Source organism: Candidatus Tisiphia endosymbiont of Xenochironomus xenolabis, assembly GCF_964264705.1.
Taxonomy (GTDB): domain Bacteria; phylum Pseudomonadota; class Alphaproteobacteria; order Rickettsiales; family Rickettsiaceae; genus Tisiphia.
In genome coordinates this window covers 1-19,114 of the sequence record NZ_OZ183473.1, presented here as the reverse complement: position 1 = coordinate 19,114, position 19,114 = coordinate 1, and the positions used below count along the sequence as shown (strand labels likewise).

The window sequence follows — 19,114 nt, the reverse complement described above, 5'->3', positions numbered from 1 at the left end:
CTACTTTTTTAACAAGGGTTTTGTATTATTTATTATAATAACATGAATTCGATATAACAAGTTACTCCAAAATCTGTTATATATCTTATAAATATAACAGATTTTTATGCTCCACTAATAGCTATTTTCATTATTTTTGCGATATTGCTTATTTTTTGTGAGCGTTCACGGAAAAAAAGTTAAAGTAAAAAACGTCATTGCGAGAAGGCTTAAGCCAAGAAGCAATCCATTTAAAAATTAAGAATTTAGGGGAAAATTGAAAAATCATTATTTGATATATAAATAAATTGGTTATAAAAGCATAACCGAATGCTATTGCTCTCCTCTATATCTTACCGTTCCTGGTAACTCTTGTGAATTGAATATATCATCATCTTTTTTAATTAGTAGAGGATTACCAACCATGCTACCGAGTTTAGTTGTAAAAAAATCCTGAGATATATTAGCTCTTTGCAGCGAAGCTACATTAATTATCAACTTGTCCTTTTTTAACCTTATTTCCCCAAATATACGATACGATGCTTTACCACCTTCACTCTGTATGATCGCCCCACAATATAATGGTAATTTGTTAGGATCAACTAAATTTGGTATTTTATCTTTAATATCAGGATAATTAAGACCATCATATGCTGTACTATCTACCCAAACCCATGAATTAGCTGCATCTTCAATCAAATCTGGTAAACTATTTAGTATTTTCGATATCTTTCTTGGTTCTGTAATAACGTCAAACTCTATACAATAAGGTTGTAAAGGGTTGCCTTCATAATCAAAAAACTCGTGATAATCTTGGTAATTGCAATGATATAAATACCATTGCTCTAATATTTCCTTTGCCCACATCTTCTTTTGCATAAGACGATTATGATCATTATCTTCAAACTTTTCTTCATTTAACATTGATGCCATAAGAAATGGATTATTCATAGCTTCAGTCATCATCTTAATAATATCAACAGATTGTATGGCAATTTTTTCCGGTAAGGCTATTAAGGTATTGGAAATCTGATATTTTTTCGGTTTTGCCTTATACTCTATTTTAATCAATCGAGTTGCTACAATCTGACCAACTTTTATATTTTGGCTCAAAGTTTTATCTAGCACAGTAAAATGATCGACACTAGATTCAACCATATCCTCTAAATTTACTGATTGCCCAACTTTTACCGATGTTACCTTATATATCCCAAGATAAGAATTATTTAAAGCCTTGAGATACCTTTTATCCTCAACTGTAAGCAGTTCCGCATGATTCTTAAGTATATGATTAATACAGTTCCACGCTTGTCCTTCAAGGATATACTCATTAGTAATACAAAACTCTATAGCACAATTTTGTGCAATCATTGCGAAATTTTTGTTTAACTTATTTTCTATTTCCTTTAGAAGTTCAAGGCATCCTATAGATTTCCTACCATTTATATTAAACGATTCTGAATCAATTGTTTCTTGCAAAAAACAACTACTCACTTCATCTATAAGATGATAATATTTTTTATCTAGTTTGGTAATATAATACCATAGTTTATTAATATTCATAATGTACTAAATTCAATCATCAACTATTACCAACTTTAGCTGGCAGCAATTTATTAGTAGAAAACTTTAAGTTGTAAGATATTTATATTCTGAATAAACTTGATAAACAGGATCAAATTAAGAACAGCTAAGGTATCTGCACTCTGGGTTACCCATCCAAAACCTGGTAAACCACCCTCCCGCAGTAAAACTTGCTGATTTTGGCTATTTTATTTATCACCCTAAATATTAATATATTTGTAATAATTATATTATCAATTCTTCTATTTCTTTTTTAGACAAACCAGTAGACACAGAAATTATATCAACTGACACACCAGCTTTAAGCAAATTCTTAGCTACAGTTTTTCTTTCCTCTACTTTACCAATCTGGATTCCCTTCTCTTTACCAATCTGGATTCCCTTCTCTTTACCAATCCGGATTCCTTTATCCTCACCAATTTGTAAACCTTCTAGTACGCCTTCTTCTTTCCAATGTTGTGCTAAACTACCCATAAGTTTTGTACCTGTTTCCTGATTTAACTTACTTATTAATAACTTTTCTAATTCTACTCTATCCGATTGGTTTATTCTTGTCAATGTGTAACACAATAGCAGCTCTAAGTAATTATAACCAATAGTTATCTTGGTTATTTCAGGTAACATATCGGCTACTTCCTGCCATTTCTTCAGTAGATCACGTTTCTTGATATGCTTCAAAAAAAACTCAAGTATCCCTGACCACACCCTTTGTTTCAACTGCTCATCAGGAATATCATGAACATTAACTAGTTGGTAGTCATTGATCCAAGCACTTCTTGCTAGCTTACTGTCTTCAAATAAATCCCATAAGTTCCTTGGGACATTATATTTTTCCGTACCATTAAAAAATATTAGCGGATAGACTAGTGGTAGGGTCTTGGTCTCATGATTTAAAGTCAAATATCGATCACAAATATTAATGAAATATTTGAATATTCTGAATGCCATGAAGTGGTCAGGCGAACTTTGGTGTTCAACTAATAAATATAGATACCCATCCTTATTATTATCAAATTTTGCCGAAAATAACACATCCGAAATAGAATCTCTTAAATCTAGCTCTATAAAACTGGTATTTTCAATTGTCAAACTAGGGAAATTTACTATATCCTTAATATGTTTAGGTAAATGAGCATGCAGAAATTCATGGGCTACTAGCGGATTCTCCATTGCTTTGCGAAAAATTTTGTCATGCTTTAAACGTTCTGTCATTTTACCTAGCTATTTTAAGAACTCCCATATGTTTTGACATAAAAACTTTTAATAGACAATATTATATATATGCTTTGCTATAAAATCTATTATATATATTATCATTTTTAATGATCTTAAGTCCATATGCTAGATTGATAAAATTTAAATTACTCTATTTTGATCCTTTTGAGCTATAAATTATAAGATTTTTTTGAAATAGATGTCAGGTATGATTGCATTTAATCCTTGATTATTTGTGCTTTATTACAAAATTTACCTTGCATATCAAATATTTGTACTACTCCTTCTGTATGAACATCGTGAGCTTTTTCAACCACATATTTTTGCCGTGGTGGAAACCATTGTAATACAAAATAAAGGACTGTGGTTGAGGTAATAATTGATGAGATAAGACTAATTGCTACCATAAAAAAGAAATTTTTACTACGATCAATCCTAAAAAATTCAATATTACCTTTAATCTTGTTTAAAGTTTGAATGCAGCCATTAATTGCTGTAGTCATTTCTTCTATTTTCAATTGGTTATTATCTTGAATTGTCCTAGCCACTTCAGGAGCAATAGTTATTATGCTTTTATTTAACTTTTCATTTAACTTTTCTGGTATTTTGCTTAAAATATAACACTCTTCACTAAGCTTGGACAGATTCTTTTTAAAAGTTTCTAACTGAACATTGATATTATTACTACATTGTTTGATAGAATCATTAAAAGATGCTAAGATATCTTGTACCTCTCGTTTAATATATGGCAAATCTTCAACAAGTTCCATACATTCGGTAAAGTGCTGGTCTAGTTTATCATAAATTATTGCAAAATCAGATAATGTGATATTTGATAAAGCTTGTTTATTCTTTGGCTTATTTAGGCTTTTATTATTTAATTGCACTTGTTGATGCGGTAAATCAACATCATATGTTATTTTTTTACTCATTGCTTATCCTTAAATGTTTCGTTATTGTTTATTTTAGTCATAGCAACATATTCTTGCCTAGCTTCTTGCCACCAAGGTTGTTCTTCTTGTTGATCTTGTGGCACTTGAGGTATTACTTGCTCACTATCTGTTTGACTTGTCGGCTTATTTGAAATATGAGGAATACTGGTCTCCTGAAGATGATAATTAATAATGGAATTATTATTAGTAGCTCTATTTGCAGCAACAAATCCAGGATGTTTAAGCGGAACATCAGAGGCTATTGGCACTTTAATTCTAGCTATTCTAGCTTTTGGCTCTGGTAGGCTGACAAAACATTCTAAATCTGCTAAAGTAGCAAGATCATTGGTGGTAATCAAAGCTTTACGTTTGGTGCCTTCAGTATAGCTGACACCATCGCGAAACTCATGAGCACCAAAAGAAGTATTTTTTTGGGACGTGGCATATTCCAGTTGCCCAAATATCTCAGTAATAATTTTAGCAGTAGCTGGTTCGTCACTTCTAAAGAGAAACTTAGTAGCAAATTGCCCAAATATAGTGCTGCCCTGTAGCATGCCAAAATTATCGAATATTTGATTAATTGATTGAGTTGCACTAAGTATACAACCACCATATTTTCTGGATTCCGATATTAAAGTAGAAAAGCCAGATAAATTGCCTAGAGAAGCTAACTCATCGATAATAAACCACATGCGTCTTTTCTCGTTGATACCTATGCCAATTAAACATGAGATCGCTAGCTCAAATAAACAAGCAATGATAGGCATCGTGACATTTCGCATATCTGGTTTAGTACTTAAAAATAACCAGGCAGAGCTTCCTTGCTGAATTTCAGCAAAATATTCTGTCAGTGAGAATTTTTTCTCAGACTCAAATAACAGATTTAAGGGTTGAGTGCTAGTTGCCAGTACTGATAAAATAGAACTAGCAGTAGTCTTATTACTAGCTGTTAAATATCTAGCAGCTAAGGTACCAGTCAGCCTATTCTTAAGCTTATCCCAGGAAGATAAACTCAACATCTTTTTCAATTCGATAATTGACTTGTTGCCCTCTGTTACTAAAACTTGTACACAAGCACAGAAAATAGTAGCAGCACTATTCTCCCAAAATGGATCAAAGCCACTATTAGTTTTCTTGCCAAACTTAAACAATACTTTAGCAAATTTATCTAACTTTGGATCAAAATATTTTGCCTGTTCTGAATTAGGTATATTATTACTATCAGAGCTAGTGTCAGCCCAGAAATCCCAAGCATGAGATCTCGCATCTAACGGATTAAAAATAATATCTCCTCTATCAGGATTATAGTATCTTTCTATCATTTCTCCTGTTTGATCTACCACTAAGGCTGGTTGTTTAAAGTTTCTGATTTGTGGAATTAGGTTATTAAACAAATTAGTTTTACCAGAACCTGTAGTACCAATAGCTATGATATGTCTGATTTCACTATCTTTAACAAGTCGCATATCACCTACAATGAATTTACTTGCTTTATTAGCTTTATGTAAATAATTAGTGATTTCTTTGGCATATTTGATAGTACTACCGCTGATCTGTTTTTCTATTGATACCGACTTACCAAATTTTGTCCAAAGTAGGAAAATTAGTACAAAAATACCAAACATCAGCCCAAGGCAGAATAATAACTCAACTTTGATAAAACTAACCAGATGATAATAATTCTTACTAAATTGCTGAGAAGTTAAGATCACTTTCGGATTAATATTACACTTATATAAACCATCCTGGTTATAGGCGTTTATGGTGGTAATATGTTCATATTTTTTACTTTTAGGATTAATTATTGTTCTAATAGAACGTATGCTATTATCAAACTTACTGACTAGTAAAGCTTTTTGATAAGTTACAGCGGCAGATAAATCATATAGTTCTAGCTTGGGATAAGCTAGAACTATGGTAATTATCACACTGACTACACACGAGATAGCAATAGAACGACCAAATACCTGCAAAAACATCCTGATCTTATGTAAGAATATTTGCCCACCACCAATAAAATTATTTAGCATATGAATCCCATAGTTATTGTTTCTTTCTCCTTTCATTTATGGGTTGTAACCAGACTACGTACCATCAGAATCGTCAAGCCATGATAACAACACCTTTCTTGAATATTGCCTATGATGATGAGGTTTAGCTGAGTGATATAGCCTTACTACCTTTTGCCAATCACCGTGCTTCCCATATAAATCAGTTAACAATTTTGCCGCATATTTAAGGTTATTTTTAGGGGTAAGCATTTCATTGATGCTGCTAAAATTACAACCGTGCCAGTGCCAATTTATTTGAGCCAGTCCTATATCAATATTGGTATGTCCTTTCTTTAGATAAGAACGTATAATTTTAACTGCATCTACCTGGGATTTCGCAATGAAAGCTTTACCTGCTACATTTACTGCATAAGCTTTTAGTCCAGATTCTACTTCAACAATGGCTTTCAACAAACCGCTTGGAATATTATGCTCTTTTTCAACCATGGTAATTAATTCAGATAAATCTTGGGCAAATGTTATATTTTGTGAAAAACTAAATATTATAACCACCAAAATCTTTATTATTGCTTTACTTAAAATAGTAAACCATGATATCATCGATTTGAGTATGCTAAACTTAAGGTTTGTTATGAATTGGATCAAATCACGGCTAAATAAAGATAATTTCTGGAATTTAATGTTCTGGTCTGGGGTGGTTTTTAGTGTCTTTATGGTTATATTGCTGGACGAGTTATTACATAATAAAGTTGTCAATTTTATATCAGCTTGGATAACTATATTGTTAGTACCATATTTAATTGCTAGATGTAATAAAGTTAAATATACAGAGGACAAAATATTTCTAAATAGTGAAGGGCAAAATTTAATGAATAGGTTACCTAAACAATTATTTTGGGTAATACTTTTGATGTTTGCTGTTACCGTATGGGTTGGTTCCATGCTGGATACCCATTGGAAAGATGTTAACGATTTTATTTCATCAATTTTGATAGTTGGTACTTTGTTATCTGTTCCTACTTTATATTTCATATATAAAAATTGTCCTATTTCTATTTTATTTAACAAAAATGCTTGGCAACAAGAAATTATAGGTATGAAAGCAGGGACATATAATTCTAATGTCCATTCTTCTACCTTTAGTTCCAATAACATATATTACACTGGCATTGAACATCGTAATCTACCTGGTAATATGTATTATCATAGAAAGTAAATCTTTCACTTATAATCTTTTGGTTTACCTTGCCTTGCATTTTGATAAGCTCCTTTGTTAAACTGCCAGCCTTTTGAGGAGCCTTTAGCTGCTCCTCCTATAGTCTTACCAGCTGCACCAAATGTTACAATGTCTAAAGCTCCAGCTGTTGTTCTGGCTATTTTTCCCTGCCCAAGCCTATCTTCTTCATACTTATCAATCTCTGCCTGTAAATCTTTTCGCTCAAGTTGATTAACTTGCCGGATATTATTATATTGTTCAGAATTTTTATCCGTTACTTTTTTACCCTTGTTTTTTAGTTCTCCTTCTTTTTCATGAATATTTGCTGCAAATTCATTAATATTAATACCGCTTTTTGTTGCTACTTCTTTAACTTGCGATTCAGGATTTCTATTAATTTGCTTATCATGTTCATTGCTAAAATCATTCAATGCTTTTTCTGCATGCTGACCCGATACTTGTTGCTTACCGCTATTTATTTCAGGCATTAAATTTTGTAATTCTTCAGATGCTATTTTATTCCATACTTTCATCACGTCAGGATGCCTTTTGTCTACTAGCTTCCTCACGGAGTTTGCATCCATACCAAACTCTATTACACAGCGGTCTAACACTTCTTGATACATATCTTTGTTAACTGTCGCTGATTCTAATTCAAGTTTGCTTTTTGTTTTGTACCAATTATCTACTGTTTCTTGACGCATTGATACTTGTGCCTCTAATCTTTTCTGTTTTTCATAGCTGTTTCTTACTGCATCACTATAATGTTTCTCAGCACTATTATCTTTTCCCCATACTTCGCTTGATGCTGCTTTGACTATATTGTTGTAATCTTCATGAGTATTATTTTGTTTTGATGTATCATTATCCTCCATAAAAGACTGATCGCTCATATTTCTAGCAGTAACTGAACCTTCTACGCTACCAGAGACACCAATACCAGTAAGTCCTTTTAGTGGAGTAGACGCAGTCATAGATGCTTTCAATGCTGCATCTGTTGCTTGTTGCCAACTATATCCATATTGTTCTTTAAGAGTTCTTACGTTGTTTATTGCTCGTTGAAGTGACTTGCCTTGCTCTCCCATTATATCATAATTACAACTTTCCCCACTATGTTCACGTTGTGCTAAGCTGGAAACAAAATCAGCTGTTTTACTAAAGGTATTACTCTTTGCATCTGATAGGGCTCTTTGATCTGACTTCAACAAACTTTCAGACGTGTGTATGCCTTGAGTCACATGATTTTGGGCTGTTTGTTCCAGATTAAATTTGGTAATACCAACCGAAGTATTAATACCTTGACCGCCAGTGTAAATTACGTTGCCATCAGGATTATTGCGAGCTATACTACCATCAGCCTGTTGCCAGCTATTACCCCCTTCAACATATTGCATATTATGGTCGGTCTTATATCCTGATTTCATATATTGCTGACTGTTCCCTTCTGAAACATTATCAATGCTTCTATTACCACTTGCTGCCTCTGCTCCTATACTACCACCTGTTGCTTGCAGCCCACCAATAATTGATCCAGCTAAGTGACCAAGACTGCTAACTCCACCTTGCATAATAGCAAATGCCAAAAATGGTATTACCATTTGTAAACCTGCTGCTACTGTTACTATTGTATCAACATGATTGGTGATTGTACTGCTACTACTGAAACTTAACATTAAATTTGAGCCAGTCTTTAAATGACTATACGTACCCATGATCATATTAATGATGGCATTTAATGCTGGCCATAATTGTAGTGATGCGACTAGGGTTAGGTAAGAAGTATATTTTGCTATGCCACCACTAAAGATCAACATTGGCACTAAGAACATAAATGATGCATAGACTATACATTTTATTACCACTAGTAACATTGGGAGATATAAGCTTGCCATATCACTTGATAATAGCCAGCCGCTTTCTTGATTAGTTCGTGCTCGTGCCATTGCATAGTTACCGGCTGTATAGTCAGATAGACTATTGATCATCATTTGCTGACGTAGTATGTCACCTGCTTTTTGACTGCCACCATAGAGTGCTTTAATATTTTTCTCTAAAACATTTGATATAATTGATGAGCTAGTTGATGGAGTATAATTTGATCCACCTCTTGCTAAAGCAAATTCTGTATTGGCATTTTTTGATACTACTCTTTTGATTTCTTCATCAAAATAATTTTCAAAGAAATTTACTGCCTCTCTACAAGTGACATTACGCATTTTATCTCCTATTCGCAGATAAAGACGAGTTAAAGTTCCAGCTTTGCTACTTACTAATTTCCAAATATCTGGAGTATCTATTAATTGTTTAGGAGTAAATTGGTAGCCGATCATTGCTGGAAGTACAATACATTGCTTGATAAAAGATCGCATATTTTCTACAAATTCTGGGTCTTTTATGCGAACCTGACGTAATTCCTTTTTTAGTCTTGCACCAAATAACATCCCATAATTATAATAAGAAAATGTAGATGACCCAGAAACAAGAGACTCTATCGGTGCATATACTTGCTCAAAACCTATAGTGATCAAATGACCAAATTCCTCTAATATTCCAACAGGAAGAGCAAAAGCTATGGGAATATTATCAACCTTGCCTATTCTTTTAGTGACATGATCTTTAACAATCATTTCTGTTTTAGGTAGTAATAATGTGTTAATTAGTATAATCATACCAAGTACTTTAAACACATATGCCCGCCACACCATATTACTATTACTATACGACATTTTTACTGCATAATAGCATCCGGTAATTATGCATAGACTATTTACTAAATCTGTATAAAATTCACTATTGCGAAACATTGCCAGACCATTTAACACATAGTACAAAGCATCGTAATAACCGTAAGTGTGAATTGTTAAATCAAGTTCCATATTTCCTACCTATTTTCCTTTTCTTCCCTTCTTTCTATTATAGCTAATCAGATTAGCATTTAGTCATAGTAAACTGGCGTCTATTAGCGAGAATCCACTTTAGCGTCGAAGCAATCCAGAAAAGTAATTAAAATGGATTGCTTCGACCATTACATGGTCTCGCAATGACGTATGTATGTACATCTCCAACATCATTGCGAGGAACCAGTTTGCAATACACCGTCATTGCGAGCCACCGTAGGTGGAGTGGCAATCTATAAAAGAATAGATTGCTTCGTCGGCTTACGCCTTCTCGTAATGACGGCATAATGCTTAATCCATGCCAATTTCACATTTATCCACTCACCTTACGCATAAACCCCATGACAATTTAAAAATTCCAGAAAAGTACAAGACATCATTGCGAGACCACGCAAGTAGGTCGTGGCAATCCACATTCATTAGATTGCTTTGTCGCTACTAAAGTAGCTCCTCGCAATGACGCCATGCTATTTTCTCTATTACTTTTAAATGCCATGCGTAAGGTGAGTTATCCATCTATCTCATTAGTCGACATAAACTCCTGAAACTTCATCTCAAAGTATTTTTCCTCTTGCAACATTCTCATTTTGGTTTGTTCGATAATATTATACCGCCTAAAGGCGTTCTCTCTGCTACCCACCAAAAAGCTAATAGTATTATTTACTTCCTGTTCAAAACTGGTAAATACTCCTATATCTGCCAGCTGCAAGTAAGATAACTCTGATACTGCTTCAGAAGTTTGCTGTAATAATTTGGTAAGATAATTAGTTACCACGTCATAGCATAAGGTTTCAACAAACTCAGCCATGCGGACTGTAAGGTAGCTATTATCAGCGTTAGTGGCAAGTTCTCTCTGTATCTTGTTAGTTAGTGCTATGGATGATAAAGCTATTAAGTTTTCCTCTTCTTCAGTAAAATCACCATTATTAGTTTTTATTTTTTTAACCATCGAAACTAACATATTATCAATACTGCCATATAATGTATCGCTAGCTGATAATCTGGTTTTTGCTTTTTGTGGCAGCAAGCATAAATTTGTTTCATCACACTGATACTGCTCAACATCTACATTACCGTTTCTTATTCCAATAAATTCCTCTATTAATTCTTTATTAACTAGTGATTTCTTATGAATTATAGAACGATGTCCTTCACTATCTTTTTTGCCAATAATAGTCCCTGATATACTCATTAGTAATTCTTTGAAACTAGTTACATCTCCACCACCACTTGCTTTCTTGGTAAGAGCTTTCCATACCAAATTAAAATTATCACCTAGTAAACTTTCGAGTTCTTTATTGGTTTTGGTTGGGTCTCCATTATCCTTTTTAGCTTTATCTCTAATATCTGCCATATCGCTTCCGCTTTTGGTCATTGCCAAGTCACTCTGGCGAGTAAGCTCTGCTCCTTTATTCATTCTGCTAGCTATACCATTACTTATCTGAGTAGCCATATCGCAGGAATTAATGTTGAACTGGTTAGTGTTTCTTTGCATTTGTTCTAAGTAAGTCATAATGTTTTCACATTGAGGGCAGACTGTTTTAATAGCCATAATCGACACATAGCCACCAACATTTTGTACCATTTCTTTAAAAAATTGTTCCATAGCAGAACTTTTGAGAAATGATAATGCCCCACCTCTTAAATCAAGTTGTATTCCACATGGAAGACCACCAAGTTTACAGCTAGGAGCTTGGAAGTTAACAAGCTGCAAATCTTCTATAGGTGGAGACTTAATTAACACTGATCCACCAACTATATGCCCCGATAATTGATCATGTACTATCGCAGTTTTACTAACATTACTCATGGTACCTTTTGGCATAACGCTTTTAATCAGTTTCTCTATACCGGCATAACTATTACTGCTTGCGAGTAAGTATATTGCTAATAAGCAATAAATAGATAATTCCCGTATGAAGTTTCTAATTATCATTTTCCGCTACCTGAGTTTTTTCTTTAGCTATTCTCTTCGTTCCTTCCATCTTATTCAGATATTCAGCAGCAAATATTGCAGCTTCCTCAAGCTCTGACATTGATGCTGCTCCTCTAATTAGTTCAAAATTGATCTTACTGTCATTAGTTACAACTACTATTGTTGGGGTACGTTGCAAGTTTAGCTTATCAGCCAGCCCTTTATTTTGATGAGTTTTAAAAATTTTACTTGTGCTGCCATCCAGGCTTACTGCTTCTACCTTAAATCGGTATTTTTTAGCAAAATCATTAAGTACCGGTTCAAGTATTGTGCAATAAGGACAAGTTGAGGAAAAGAATACAAAGAGTTCTATCTTGCTACTAAGCTCTTTAAGCTTGTTAGTTATTTCCTGTTCATTAATCTCTTCTTTTATTCTTCTGCCATATAGGTTAATTGGGTTATCAATTAAATTGATAATTTCAGGATAAAGAAAATTCACCATCCTAAAGGTATGAGCAAGTTTTAAGCTATCTTCTAGCATCTGTGCCTCCTTTTCCTTATATCTCCTTGCATGTTCAATATTTTCTGGATATCTAATCATCATAAATTTTAACTCCTCTAGTTCCTGGCTAAACTGCTCTACTTCTTGTCTTGCTTTAGCGTATTTTTGTTTCTGTATTTCCTTTAAGGTTAACTCTTTTTGTTTGTTAGCCACCTTCTCAGCTTTTTCTTTTTCCTCAAACCATATCCAACCACGGTAACGTTGATCAAAGAAGTTACTTGCATAACAATAGTTAGGGATGCAGTAATTAGTGGCAACTATGCAAATTAATAATATTTTCAAAATATATGCATAGCTAACCCGACTAGCATTTAGCCATAATAAACTGACGTTAGTGCAAGAAGGTGTAAGCCGACGAAGCAATCCATTTCTAATCACTTTCTTGGATTGCTTTGTCGACCTACGGTCTCCTCGCAATGACGTTTGAGGGGCATATATGTCATTGCGAGAAGCCACTTTAGTGGCGACGAAACAATCTAGAAAAATGATTAAATTTGGATTGCTTCGTCGGCTTATGCATCCTCGCAATGACGTTTGTAAATTTGGTGTACTTGCCATTAATCGTCTCCTATTTTGGTACTCCAACCAGATTTATTATTTCCTTTATTATGAGGATTATTATCTCCTTTTCTGATGTTAGAGGTTGCTGTACCTTTTATCCTGATAGTAATGTCACCGACATTTGGTGCTTTATATTTTCCAGCAAACTTAAGCTTAAAGTCTTCAATAAATTCAGTAAGATCCATTTTGTCAAAATCCAGATTCTGCAATTCTGCTAAAGTTAATCCCCGACAATTAGGGTTGCCGCCACTACCAAAATTCTTTTCCGTGCTACTGATAAGTCCCTTGGCATATAATTGTTTTCTTCCTTCAACCTGAACAACCTTTTGTAGTGAATTCCCAAAGCAACAATAATGATGCTTTACTACTGTCTTCATTATTCCCCTATTTTCTTTTCCGACATATACGCATAGATTCTTCTTGCGGTTTTCAATTAATTGTTTTTCATCGCTATTGCAGTGGGCACCTAAATGGTTGCCCCAACCCTTTAGACTAACTGCACAGCAATTGATATAACCAGTAGCCTTCTTACTACAATGGCTATTAAAACCAGCAAATATTTTAAAATTAAAATCCTTTGCATCTCTTATTTTGCTCACCATGTAAAGCTTGGAGACTGAATCCATCATCTCACCATTAGTCTCGTAGCTTTTATCAACACAGTTACCATCTATACAAGGTACCCCCCTGCAAACTAATCCTTCTTGACCATCTTTTTCAGTTAGTCCCATTCTTGCCTTTTGATTCTCTACTTCCGCTGGTATCCATCTCTTACACGAAAATTCTCTTTGTAAGTTTACGCAATTACCATAGCTATCCCATGTCAGACACTCCCTATCTGCTACAACGTAGCAATGCCGCCATTTAACACAGTCATTTTCAGATGGATATATCTGACAAGTCTTTCCATAACCATATTGCCAACATGGTCTAGTAACTTTTACCCCTTGAATAATTTTCTCACTATTAATATCCAGACACACCCTAGGAGTATCAGCACATTCTACACTCCCTACCTTGCCATCATGCGTCCTGTAAGACGGGGTAAACTTTGTTTTAATCCCTTCGGTATATTTCATCGCCCCCGCCATAACAAAATTACTGTTAAACAGCAATAACATTGGTAGTAAGGTTACTAGCAATACTAACCATTTTACGGCTGGGTGATATTTAGTATACATTTCTCACTCCAATTCTCCTGCCAGTTCAAACAAATACGCTCACTCACATCTAAATTAAAACTCACTCTATTTGCTCCAAGACTAATCGCCTTAATCTCCAATCTATTCGCTCCCTGCCTAACATGAGGCAATAAGTTTACTACTCCAATCCTAGACCTATCAGCTATACAATCTAAACCAAGAGCATATTCACTAACACCAGTATTAACTTTCGGATAACTAGTAACGATGTTTACTCTCCTACCAACCACACCTACATATTTTCTCTTCCCTTTAGTCTTAACTTCCTTATGACCATTCAAAAATAAGTTGTTGCCACCATTAGGACCAACAAATATCACCACACCATTTAATTTGATCATAATGAACATACCGTAAGTAACATCAGTTAGCTGTAATCTGTTGATCGTCAGCAGATTAGTGGTTACATTAAAATCTACGTACCAATTTGCTTCATCAGCACTATAAGTTGTTCCACTCGATTTGTTTATGAGACCGAAAAATACTGTACCTCCACCATAACTATAAGCTGTTCCACTTGATTTATTTATGAGACCAAAAAATGTTGTATCTCCACCAGAGCCATACTTCTCTGCAAAACTAATATGTTTAACCGAACCTGCTAAACCTTGATTGTACTTCATATTCGATCCATTCATTGTCAGTTCGGCTACCTTCTCAGCAAAGTGCAAACATTGAGGTATTAGTTCATCAACGCAACGATATTTGTTACGTAGTTCCTCACATATAGTTTTGTCATAGATTGTATCTCCCTTATCCCGATCGAGTTCCTTTATTAACTGGATATAATACTGCGGTTCTATTTCCTTATTGCCCTTAACTTGCTTACAATCAATATCTAACCTTTTCAAAAAACCTAATAAGCTCGACATCATTTGTCCTGTTCCTTCAGTTATGCTATTTGCATCATCTTTATGTCTCATCATTCCAGGTCTAGAGTAATCAACTAGATATTCATTAACCCAAGCTTCTTTAAATGATTCTCTTATTCCAGAACCTTCAAGCTCTTCTGCCCTAATATTACTTAATTCTGCTCCTTTAGTTCTTGCCTGCTTACTACCAACTAGATCATTAAAACCTGTTTCAGATTCAGCTCCTTTTACTGCAGATACCTTTTGTCTTTCTAAAACTTGTTCAAACCCTTTATAGTTCTCTATTTTCTCATTAAATAACGGGTCTACTTTATTGACATTAGTTTTAGCAGTAGGTTCAGTATATACAGCTAAGCTAGTTAGATGCCAAAAGGGTAGCAGAGCTACACTGAGCCTTAGCAAACAACAACTCATATACCAAAAGTTTTTAAATATTATTTTATAGCTAACCAGATTAGCATTTAGCCATAATAAACTGGTGTCATTGCGAGTAGGCGTAAGCCTACGAAGCAATCCATTTCTCATCACTTTTCTGGATTGCATCAATGCTACTAAGGTAGCTCCTCGCAATGACGTTTGAGTTGCATATATGTCATTGCGAGCGAATGTACATGAGCGTGGCAATCCATGAAGCTTGTATATGGATTGCTTCGTCGGCTCGAAGCCTCCTCGCAATGACGCTTGTGAATTTGGTGTAATGTTAATCAGGTTAGCTATATAATTATTTGTCATTTTAAATTTAATCATTTTTCACTAACCTCTCAGCTTCTTGTGATAAATCACCATTAATTGCAAATTTCTCTAAAGCCTTTTTAACGGAGATACTGCCAGTAATCTTATCGTAAGTGACTTTGCAAGATTTACCAAAACACCCATCTAAGTAACCTTGTTGTTTAACCAGCAAAATAGCTGGGACAACATTAATACCAAAATGGTCAAAGGCTTCGTCATCTATTTGCATACTACCTACTTCACCATTTTTTGATATCGACATAACTAGTTTGGTAAGTTCTTTAAAGCTACCATTGGGTAATCCCTTAAATACCAATGTTCCACCATATTTAACTGCTTGTTTATGATATATCCTCAGTAAATTACCTGGCATCCCGCTACTTACAAATATCTTAAGCACTGCTGAATTAATAAGTTCTTTGTCCCACAATTCTTTATCACTGCAATTTTGATGTTGTTTCAAACAATGTTGCTCATCTAACTCACGCAACTTTTGTAAAATAGCTTCTCTTGTTAATATTTGTCCTGCCTGTCCCAATTCTTTAGCCCAATCTCGCTGCTGATCAGTTGCCTCAATATTTTTTATATTATTTAGCAATTCGCTATTAGCGTTGCTGATATTTTGTGCTATAGTTAAGTGACTAATGCCAAATAGTAATGCAACTAAAAGGCACAACAATTTTTCTTTCGCCATACTAAGTACCCCCAATCTTGTCCGTCATACGGATATTCTTTAAATGTTGAATACATCATGTCACTTAAGCCCAAAGACCAGCAACCAATGCTGCTGGATGTTGATACTGGGTTGACCATCTGTAACTTATATTGACTCTTTTTGATCTTTAATGCCCTAGATTTACGGCATAATTTACCTCCACCTGTTAGAGAAGTGTTTTCATCAGTTGACGTCTCCTGTGCTAATCCTATTCGGTGCATCTTGGCAATTATTCGGGTAGCTAGTAAACTACTACTCTGAACTCCGCCAACATGATCAGCATTTGCTCCTGAAAATGGATACATATTACCCCAACAACCAGCACACCAAAACATGCTATCTAATGGCAACCTGACTGTACTACTTGCACAATCTAAAGCACAAGCTGCTTGGGCTATAGGGTTGGCAAATAAAAAAGCTTCAGGATTTAACAGGCTCTGCAATTTCTCATCATTCCAAGTAACATCAAATTCACTCATATAAGCCACATCAAAGCTATTTTGTTCTAAACAAATAAAATCAGTGATAAGTTCAAGCCAATAAATCAGTGGGTAAACATAATAATGAACATGGTAAAAACTATCGTGAACATGCCTATCATCGTATCCTCTATTAAAGCTACTAATCCTTTTTGCATCCGATCCAATAGGTACTCCACCAAGATTAGTCATACAATAAGGCGTTCTTGTAACATCAATAAGTCTTACTGGTTCCCAAAATCCTATGGTTATCCCTGGTACAGGAATATTTGATTTAATACATAAACAAACTGGTGATGAGGGATTTTTTGTGTCTCTTTTTTTAGGCATAACACCGCTACCAATAGTAATGACATTGCCTATACTTATTGGTAATATGCAGCTCCAACAAATGTCAGTAATTGGATTGACAAAATGCCCTTTACATGTGATACTGGCAGATACTGAAAATGGCATAAAAAGAGCCACTATCAGTATGATGCTTAACCGTGTCTTTGCACCTTGAGCTGGGTCGCCAAACTTTCTGCTCAAGGCTGCATTATTGATATTTATCAACTTTTTACCTCTTACATCATTTAAATCCAAATTCCTCAAAAGGATTTAGTAATTTCACTCCAAATTTATTAAAATGTTTGGTATTACGAGTAACTAAAACCATGTCATGAACTATTGCTTGTGCAGCAAGTAGGCTATCTACCTGATTTGTAGCATCAATAGCAAGTAATTCTCCCCAACATTTACATACATCTATACTATCTATACCAATGGTTCTAGCGGTATAATTTTTAATTAAAATATCTTGCCACCTTTCTAAACTTAATGATGCTACTAAATCTGTCTGTCTCTTTTTAGCAATCCCTTTTTGAATCTCACCGATTGTTAAGTAACTTATATATAATGATTCTATAGCTACTTGATATAACCAAGATATTACTTGGCTATTTGGACTTTTCTTACGGAACTCTGACAATATATTAGTATCAAGTAAATATCTCATATATCAATATCTTCCCTAGCTTTACTTGGTTTTCTTTCAAATAAATCCTCATCATCATCGTTATCAACTTTTGGTATGGATAATAAAAATTCTTTAAATGACATAGGGGGTTTTATTTTATCACCTATATAATCTTCCGCTGAGATAATATAGACAGCTTTATGCCTCTTCTTATCATTTACTAATTGAGGTTGCCCGTTTTCAGCGAGTTCAATAATTTCTTCAAAATGTTCCTTTGCCTCTTGTAACTGCCATTTTTGCATAATTTACCTCTAATTTTATTAATTTAGTTATAATACCATTTTAACATTATTAGACCTAGCTCAAACTTTAGGTTAAATAGTTTCATAGTGCATTATAACTGTTTTTTTGCACCCACTAATCGATTTCTACTTCTCTTATTCTTAATAACTTGCCTTCTTGTTCTATTATCGCTGGGACTTGCTCAATTTTAAATTTTGTCGTTAAAATTCCTGCTTGATCAAAATATACTTCTCTATTTAGTTCTTTCTGTAAATCCAGCGGTCTGCCAGCGATTAATATTAATTTGTCTTCTTCCTTTATTACTTCGTTGCTTTGTTGCTGCCTAAACCACTCTACTTGCAAGCTATCTTTACCATTAATAAATATTAGTTTCTTGTCTAAACTCATGTGATCTAATGGGTTCAATCTTGTACCTAGGGCATAAAGTAATTTGCCATCAGGTAAAATAATATCCTCTTTTACTATATAGCTTGGTTCATAGGTAAAATTTTGTGGTTTTTCAGTTCGTTTTATATTTGTAACAAACACAGGTTCTTCTATTCTATTTTTAGCAATTTTTAACATTTTTCTTTGCTCCTGTTCTATATCAACTAGCCTTAGTTTTCTTTGGATCATTGTTAAAAATCCTTCTTCTTTAACCTCAAAAATTGTTCCATATATACCAAAATCCTTGGCAATAGTTATTTGTGGTAGTAAGCTTACTAAAGCTAGTATTATTAGTTGTCTCATTTATATTTAGTTCACTTAGTTTTTTATGTTTGCTTTTTTAGCTACTCCGATCAGTAATTTAATCCATAGTAAACTGATGTCATTGCGAGGAGCTACTTTAGCAGCGACGAAGCAATCCAAGAAAGTTGGTAGAAATGGATTGCTTCGTCGGCTCACGCCTTCTCGCAATGACGGTGTAATGTTAATCGGGTTAGCTATATATTTACCTTTGTTGAGTTCGCTTATATTTTTTTTAAATCTTTACCAATTTC

17 protein-coding genes are annotated in these 19,114 nt (G+C 34.2%); 2 read left to right on the top strand and 15 right to left on the bottom strand.

Annotation, left to right across the window (positions count from 1 at the left end; translation table 11 throughout):
• Window positions 1–312 precede the first annotated feature (312 nt).
• The 5 genes from ACFELY_RS00085 to ACFELY_RS00065 all read right to left on the bottom strand — a co-directional run bounded on the left by ACFELY_RS00085 (window position 313) and on the right by ACFELY_RS00065 (window position 6,322).
• On the bottom strand, window positions 313–1,542 hold the full coding sequence (locus ACFELY_RS00085; RefSeq protein WP_375333264.1) for a hypothetical protein: 1,230 nt from the start codon (window positions 1,540–1,542) through the stop codon (window positions 313–315).
• Between the two features lie 246 nt (window positions 1,543–1,788).
• The gene (locus ACFELY_RS00080) at window positions 1,789–2,775 is read right to left on the bottom strand and encodes an Rpn family recombination-promoting nuclease/putative transposase (protein WP_375333263.1); all 987 of its coding nucleotides are present in this window, start codon (window positions 2,773–2,775) and stop codon (window positions 1,789–1,791) included.
• Window positions 2,776–2,996: 221 nt separating this feature from the next.
• Window positions 2,997–3,710, bottom strand: coding sequence for a hypothetical protein (locus tag ACFELY_RS00075; RefSeq protein WP_375333262.1), 714 nt, complete (start codon window positions 3,708–3,710; stop codon window positions 2,997–2,999).
• Entirely contained in the window at window positions 3,707–5,740 is a 2,034-nt protein-coding gene (locus ACFELY_RS00070; protein WP_375333261.1) for a type IV secretion system DNA-binding domain-containing protein, read from the bottom strand. The genes ACFELY_RS00075 and ACFELY_RS00070 overlap by 4 nt, the downstream gene beginning before the upstream one ends.
• A 54-nt stretch (window positions 5,741–5,794) precedes the next feature.
• A complete protein-coding gene (locus ACFELY_RS00065) occupies window positions 5,795–6,322 on the bottom strand; it encodes a transglycosylase SLT domain-containing protein (protein ID WP_341759836.1) in 528 nt (175 codons plus the stop codon).
• A 31-nt stretch (window positions 6,323–6,353) separates the two neighbouring features.
• Here ACFELY_RS00065 and ACFELY_RS00060 point away from each other — a divergent pair, with 31 nt between their 5' ends.
• The gene (locus tag ACFELY_RS00060; protein ID WP_375333260.1) at window positions 6,354–6,938 is read left to right on the top strand and encodes a hypothetical protein; all 585 of its coding nucleotides are present in this window, start codon (window positions 6,354–6,356) and stop codon (window positions 6,936–6,938) included.
• A gap of 5 nt (window positions 6,939–6,943) precedes the next feature.
• On the opposite strand, the gene ACFELY_RS00055 is transcribed toward ACFELY_RS00060, so the two are convergent.
• The 10 genes from ACFELY_RS00055 to traW all read right to left on the bottom strand — a co-directional run bounded on the left by ACFELY_RS00055 (window position 6,944) and on the right by traW (window position 18,863).
• Window positions 6,944–9,814 (bottom strand): conjugal transfer protein TraG N-terminal domain-containing protein, encoded by a 2,871-nt coding sequence (locus ACFELY_RS00055; RefSeq protein ID WP_375333259.1) that lies wholly within the window; start codon window positions 9,812–9,814, stop codon window positions 6,944–6,946.
• A gap of 529 nt (window positions 9,815–10,343) precedes the next feature.
• Complete coding sequence (locus ACFELY_RS00050; protein ID WP_375333258.1) at window positions 10,344–11,771, bottom strand: conjugal transfer protein TraH; 1,428 nt, start codon at window positions 11,769–11,771, stop codon at window positions 10,344–10,346.
• Window positions 11,761–12,870 carry a conjugal transfer protein TraF gene (traF, locus tag ACFELY_RS00045; protein ID WP_341759831.1) on the bottom strand — a complete coding sequence of 370 codons (1,110 nt, stop codon included), beginning with the start codon at window positions 12,868–12,870 and terminating at the stop codon, window positions 11,761–11,763. Before traF ends, ACFELY_RS00050 begins: the two co-directional genes overlap by 11 nt.
• Window positions 12,870–14,054: a conjugal transfer protein TraN gene (traN, locus tag ACFELY_RS00040; protein WP_341759830.1), complete on the bottom strand. Its 1,185-nt coding sequence runs from the start codon at window positions 14,052–14,054 to the stop codon at window positions 12,870–12,872. Before traN ends, traF begins: the two co-directional genes overlap by 1 nt.
• Entirely contained in the window at window positions 14,027–15,490 is a 1,464-nt protein-coding gene (locus tag ACFELY_RS00035; protein ID WP_375333257.1) for a hypothetical protein, read from the bottom strand. The genes traN and ACFELY_RS00035 overlap by 28 nt, the downstream gene beginning before the upstream one ends.
• Before the next feature lie 196 nt (window positions 15,491–15,686).
• Window positions 15,687–16,373 (bottom strand): type-F conjugative transfer system pilin assembly protein TrbC, encoded by a 687-nt coding sequence (trbC, locus tag ACFELY_RS00030; RefSeq protein ID WP_341759828.1) that lies wholly within the window; start codon window positions 16,371–16,373, stop codon window positions 15,687–15,689.
• A complete protein-coding gene (traU, locus tag ACFELY_RS00025; RefSeq protein ID WP_341759827.1) occupies window positions 16,343–17,458 on the bottom strand; it encodes a conjugal transfer pilus assembly protein TraU in 1,116 nt (371 codons plus the stop codon). The genes trbC and traU overlap by 31 nt, the downstream gene beginning before the upstream one ends.
• Window positions 17,445–17,870 carry a type II toxin-antitoxin system VapC family toxin gene (locus ACFELY_RS00020; RefSeq protein WP_341750032.1) on the bottom strand — a complete coding sequence of 142 codons (426 nt, stop codon included), beginning with the start codon at window positions 17,868–17,870 and terminating at the stop codon, window positions 17,445–17,447. Before ACFELY_RS00020 ends, traU begins: the two co-directional genes overlap by 14 nt.
• Window positions 17,867–18,133 carry a type II toxin-antitoxin system prevent-host-death family antitoxin gene (locus tag ACFELY_RS00015; RefSeq protein ID WP_094649825.1) on the bottom strand — a complete coding sequence of 89 codons (267 nt, stop codon included), beginning with the start codon at window positions 18,131–18,133 and terminating at the stop codon, window positions 17,867–17,869. Before ACFELY_RS00015 ends, ACFELY_RS00020 begins: the two co-directional genes overlap by 4 nt.
• 115 nt (window positions 18,134–18,248) lie before the next feature.
• On the bottom strand, window positions 18,249–18,863 hold the full coding sequence (gene traW / locus ACFELY_RS00010; RefSeq protein ID WP_375333256.1) for a type-F conjugative transfer system protein TraW: 615 nt from the start codon (window positions 18,861–18,863) through the stop codon (window positions 18,249–18,251).
• A gap of 25 nt (window positions 18,864–18,888) precedes the next feature.
• Between traW and ACFELY_RS00005 the strand changes: the two genes are divergently transcribed.
• Window positions 18,889–19,114, top strand: a 226-nt coding sequence (locus ACFELY_RS00005; RefSeq protein ID WP_375333255.1) for a hypothetical protein, incomplete at its 3' end; no start/stop codon positions are given.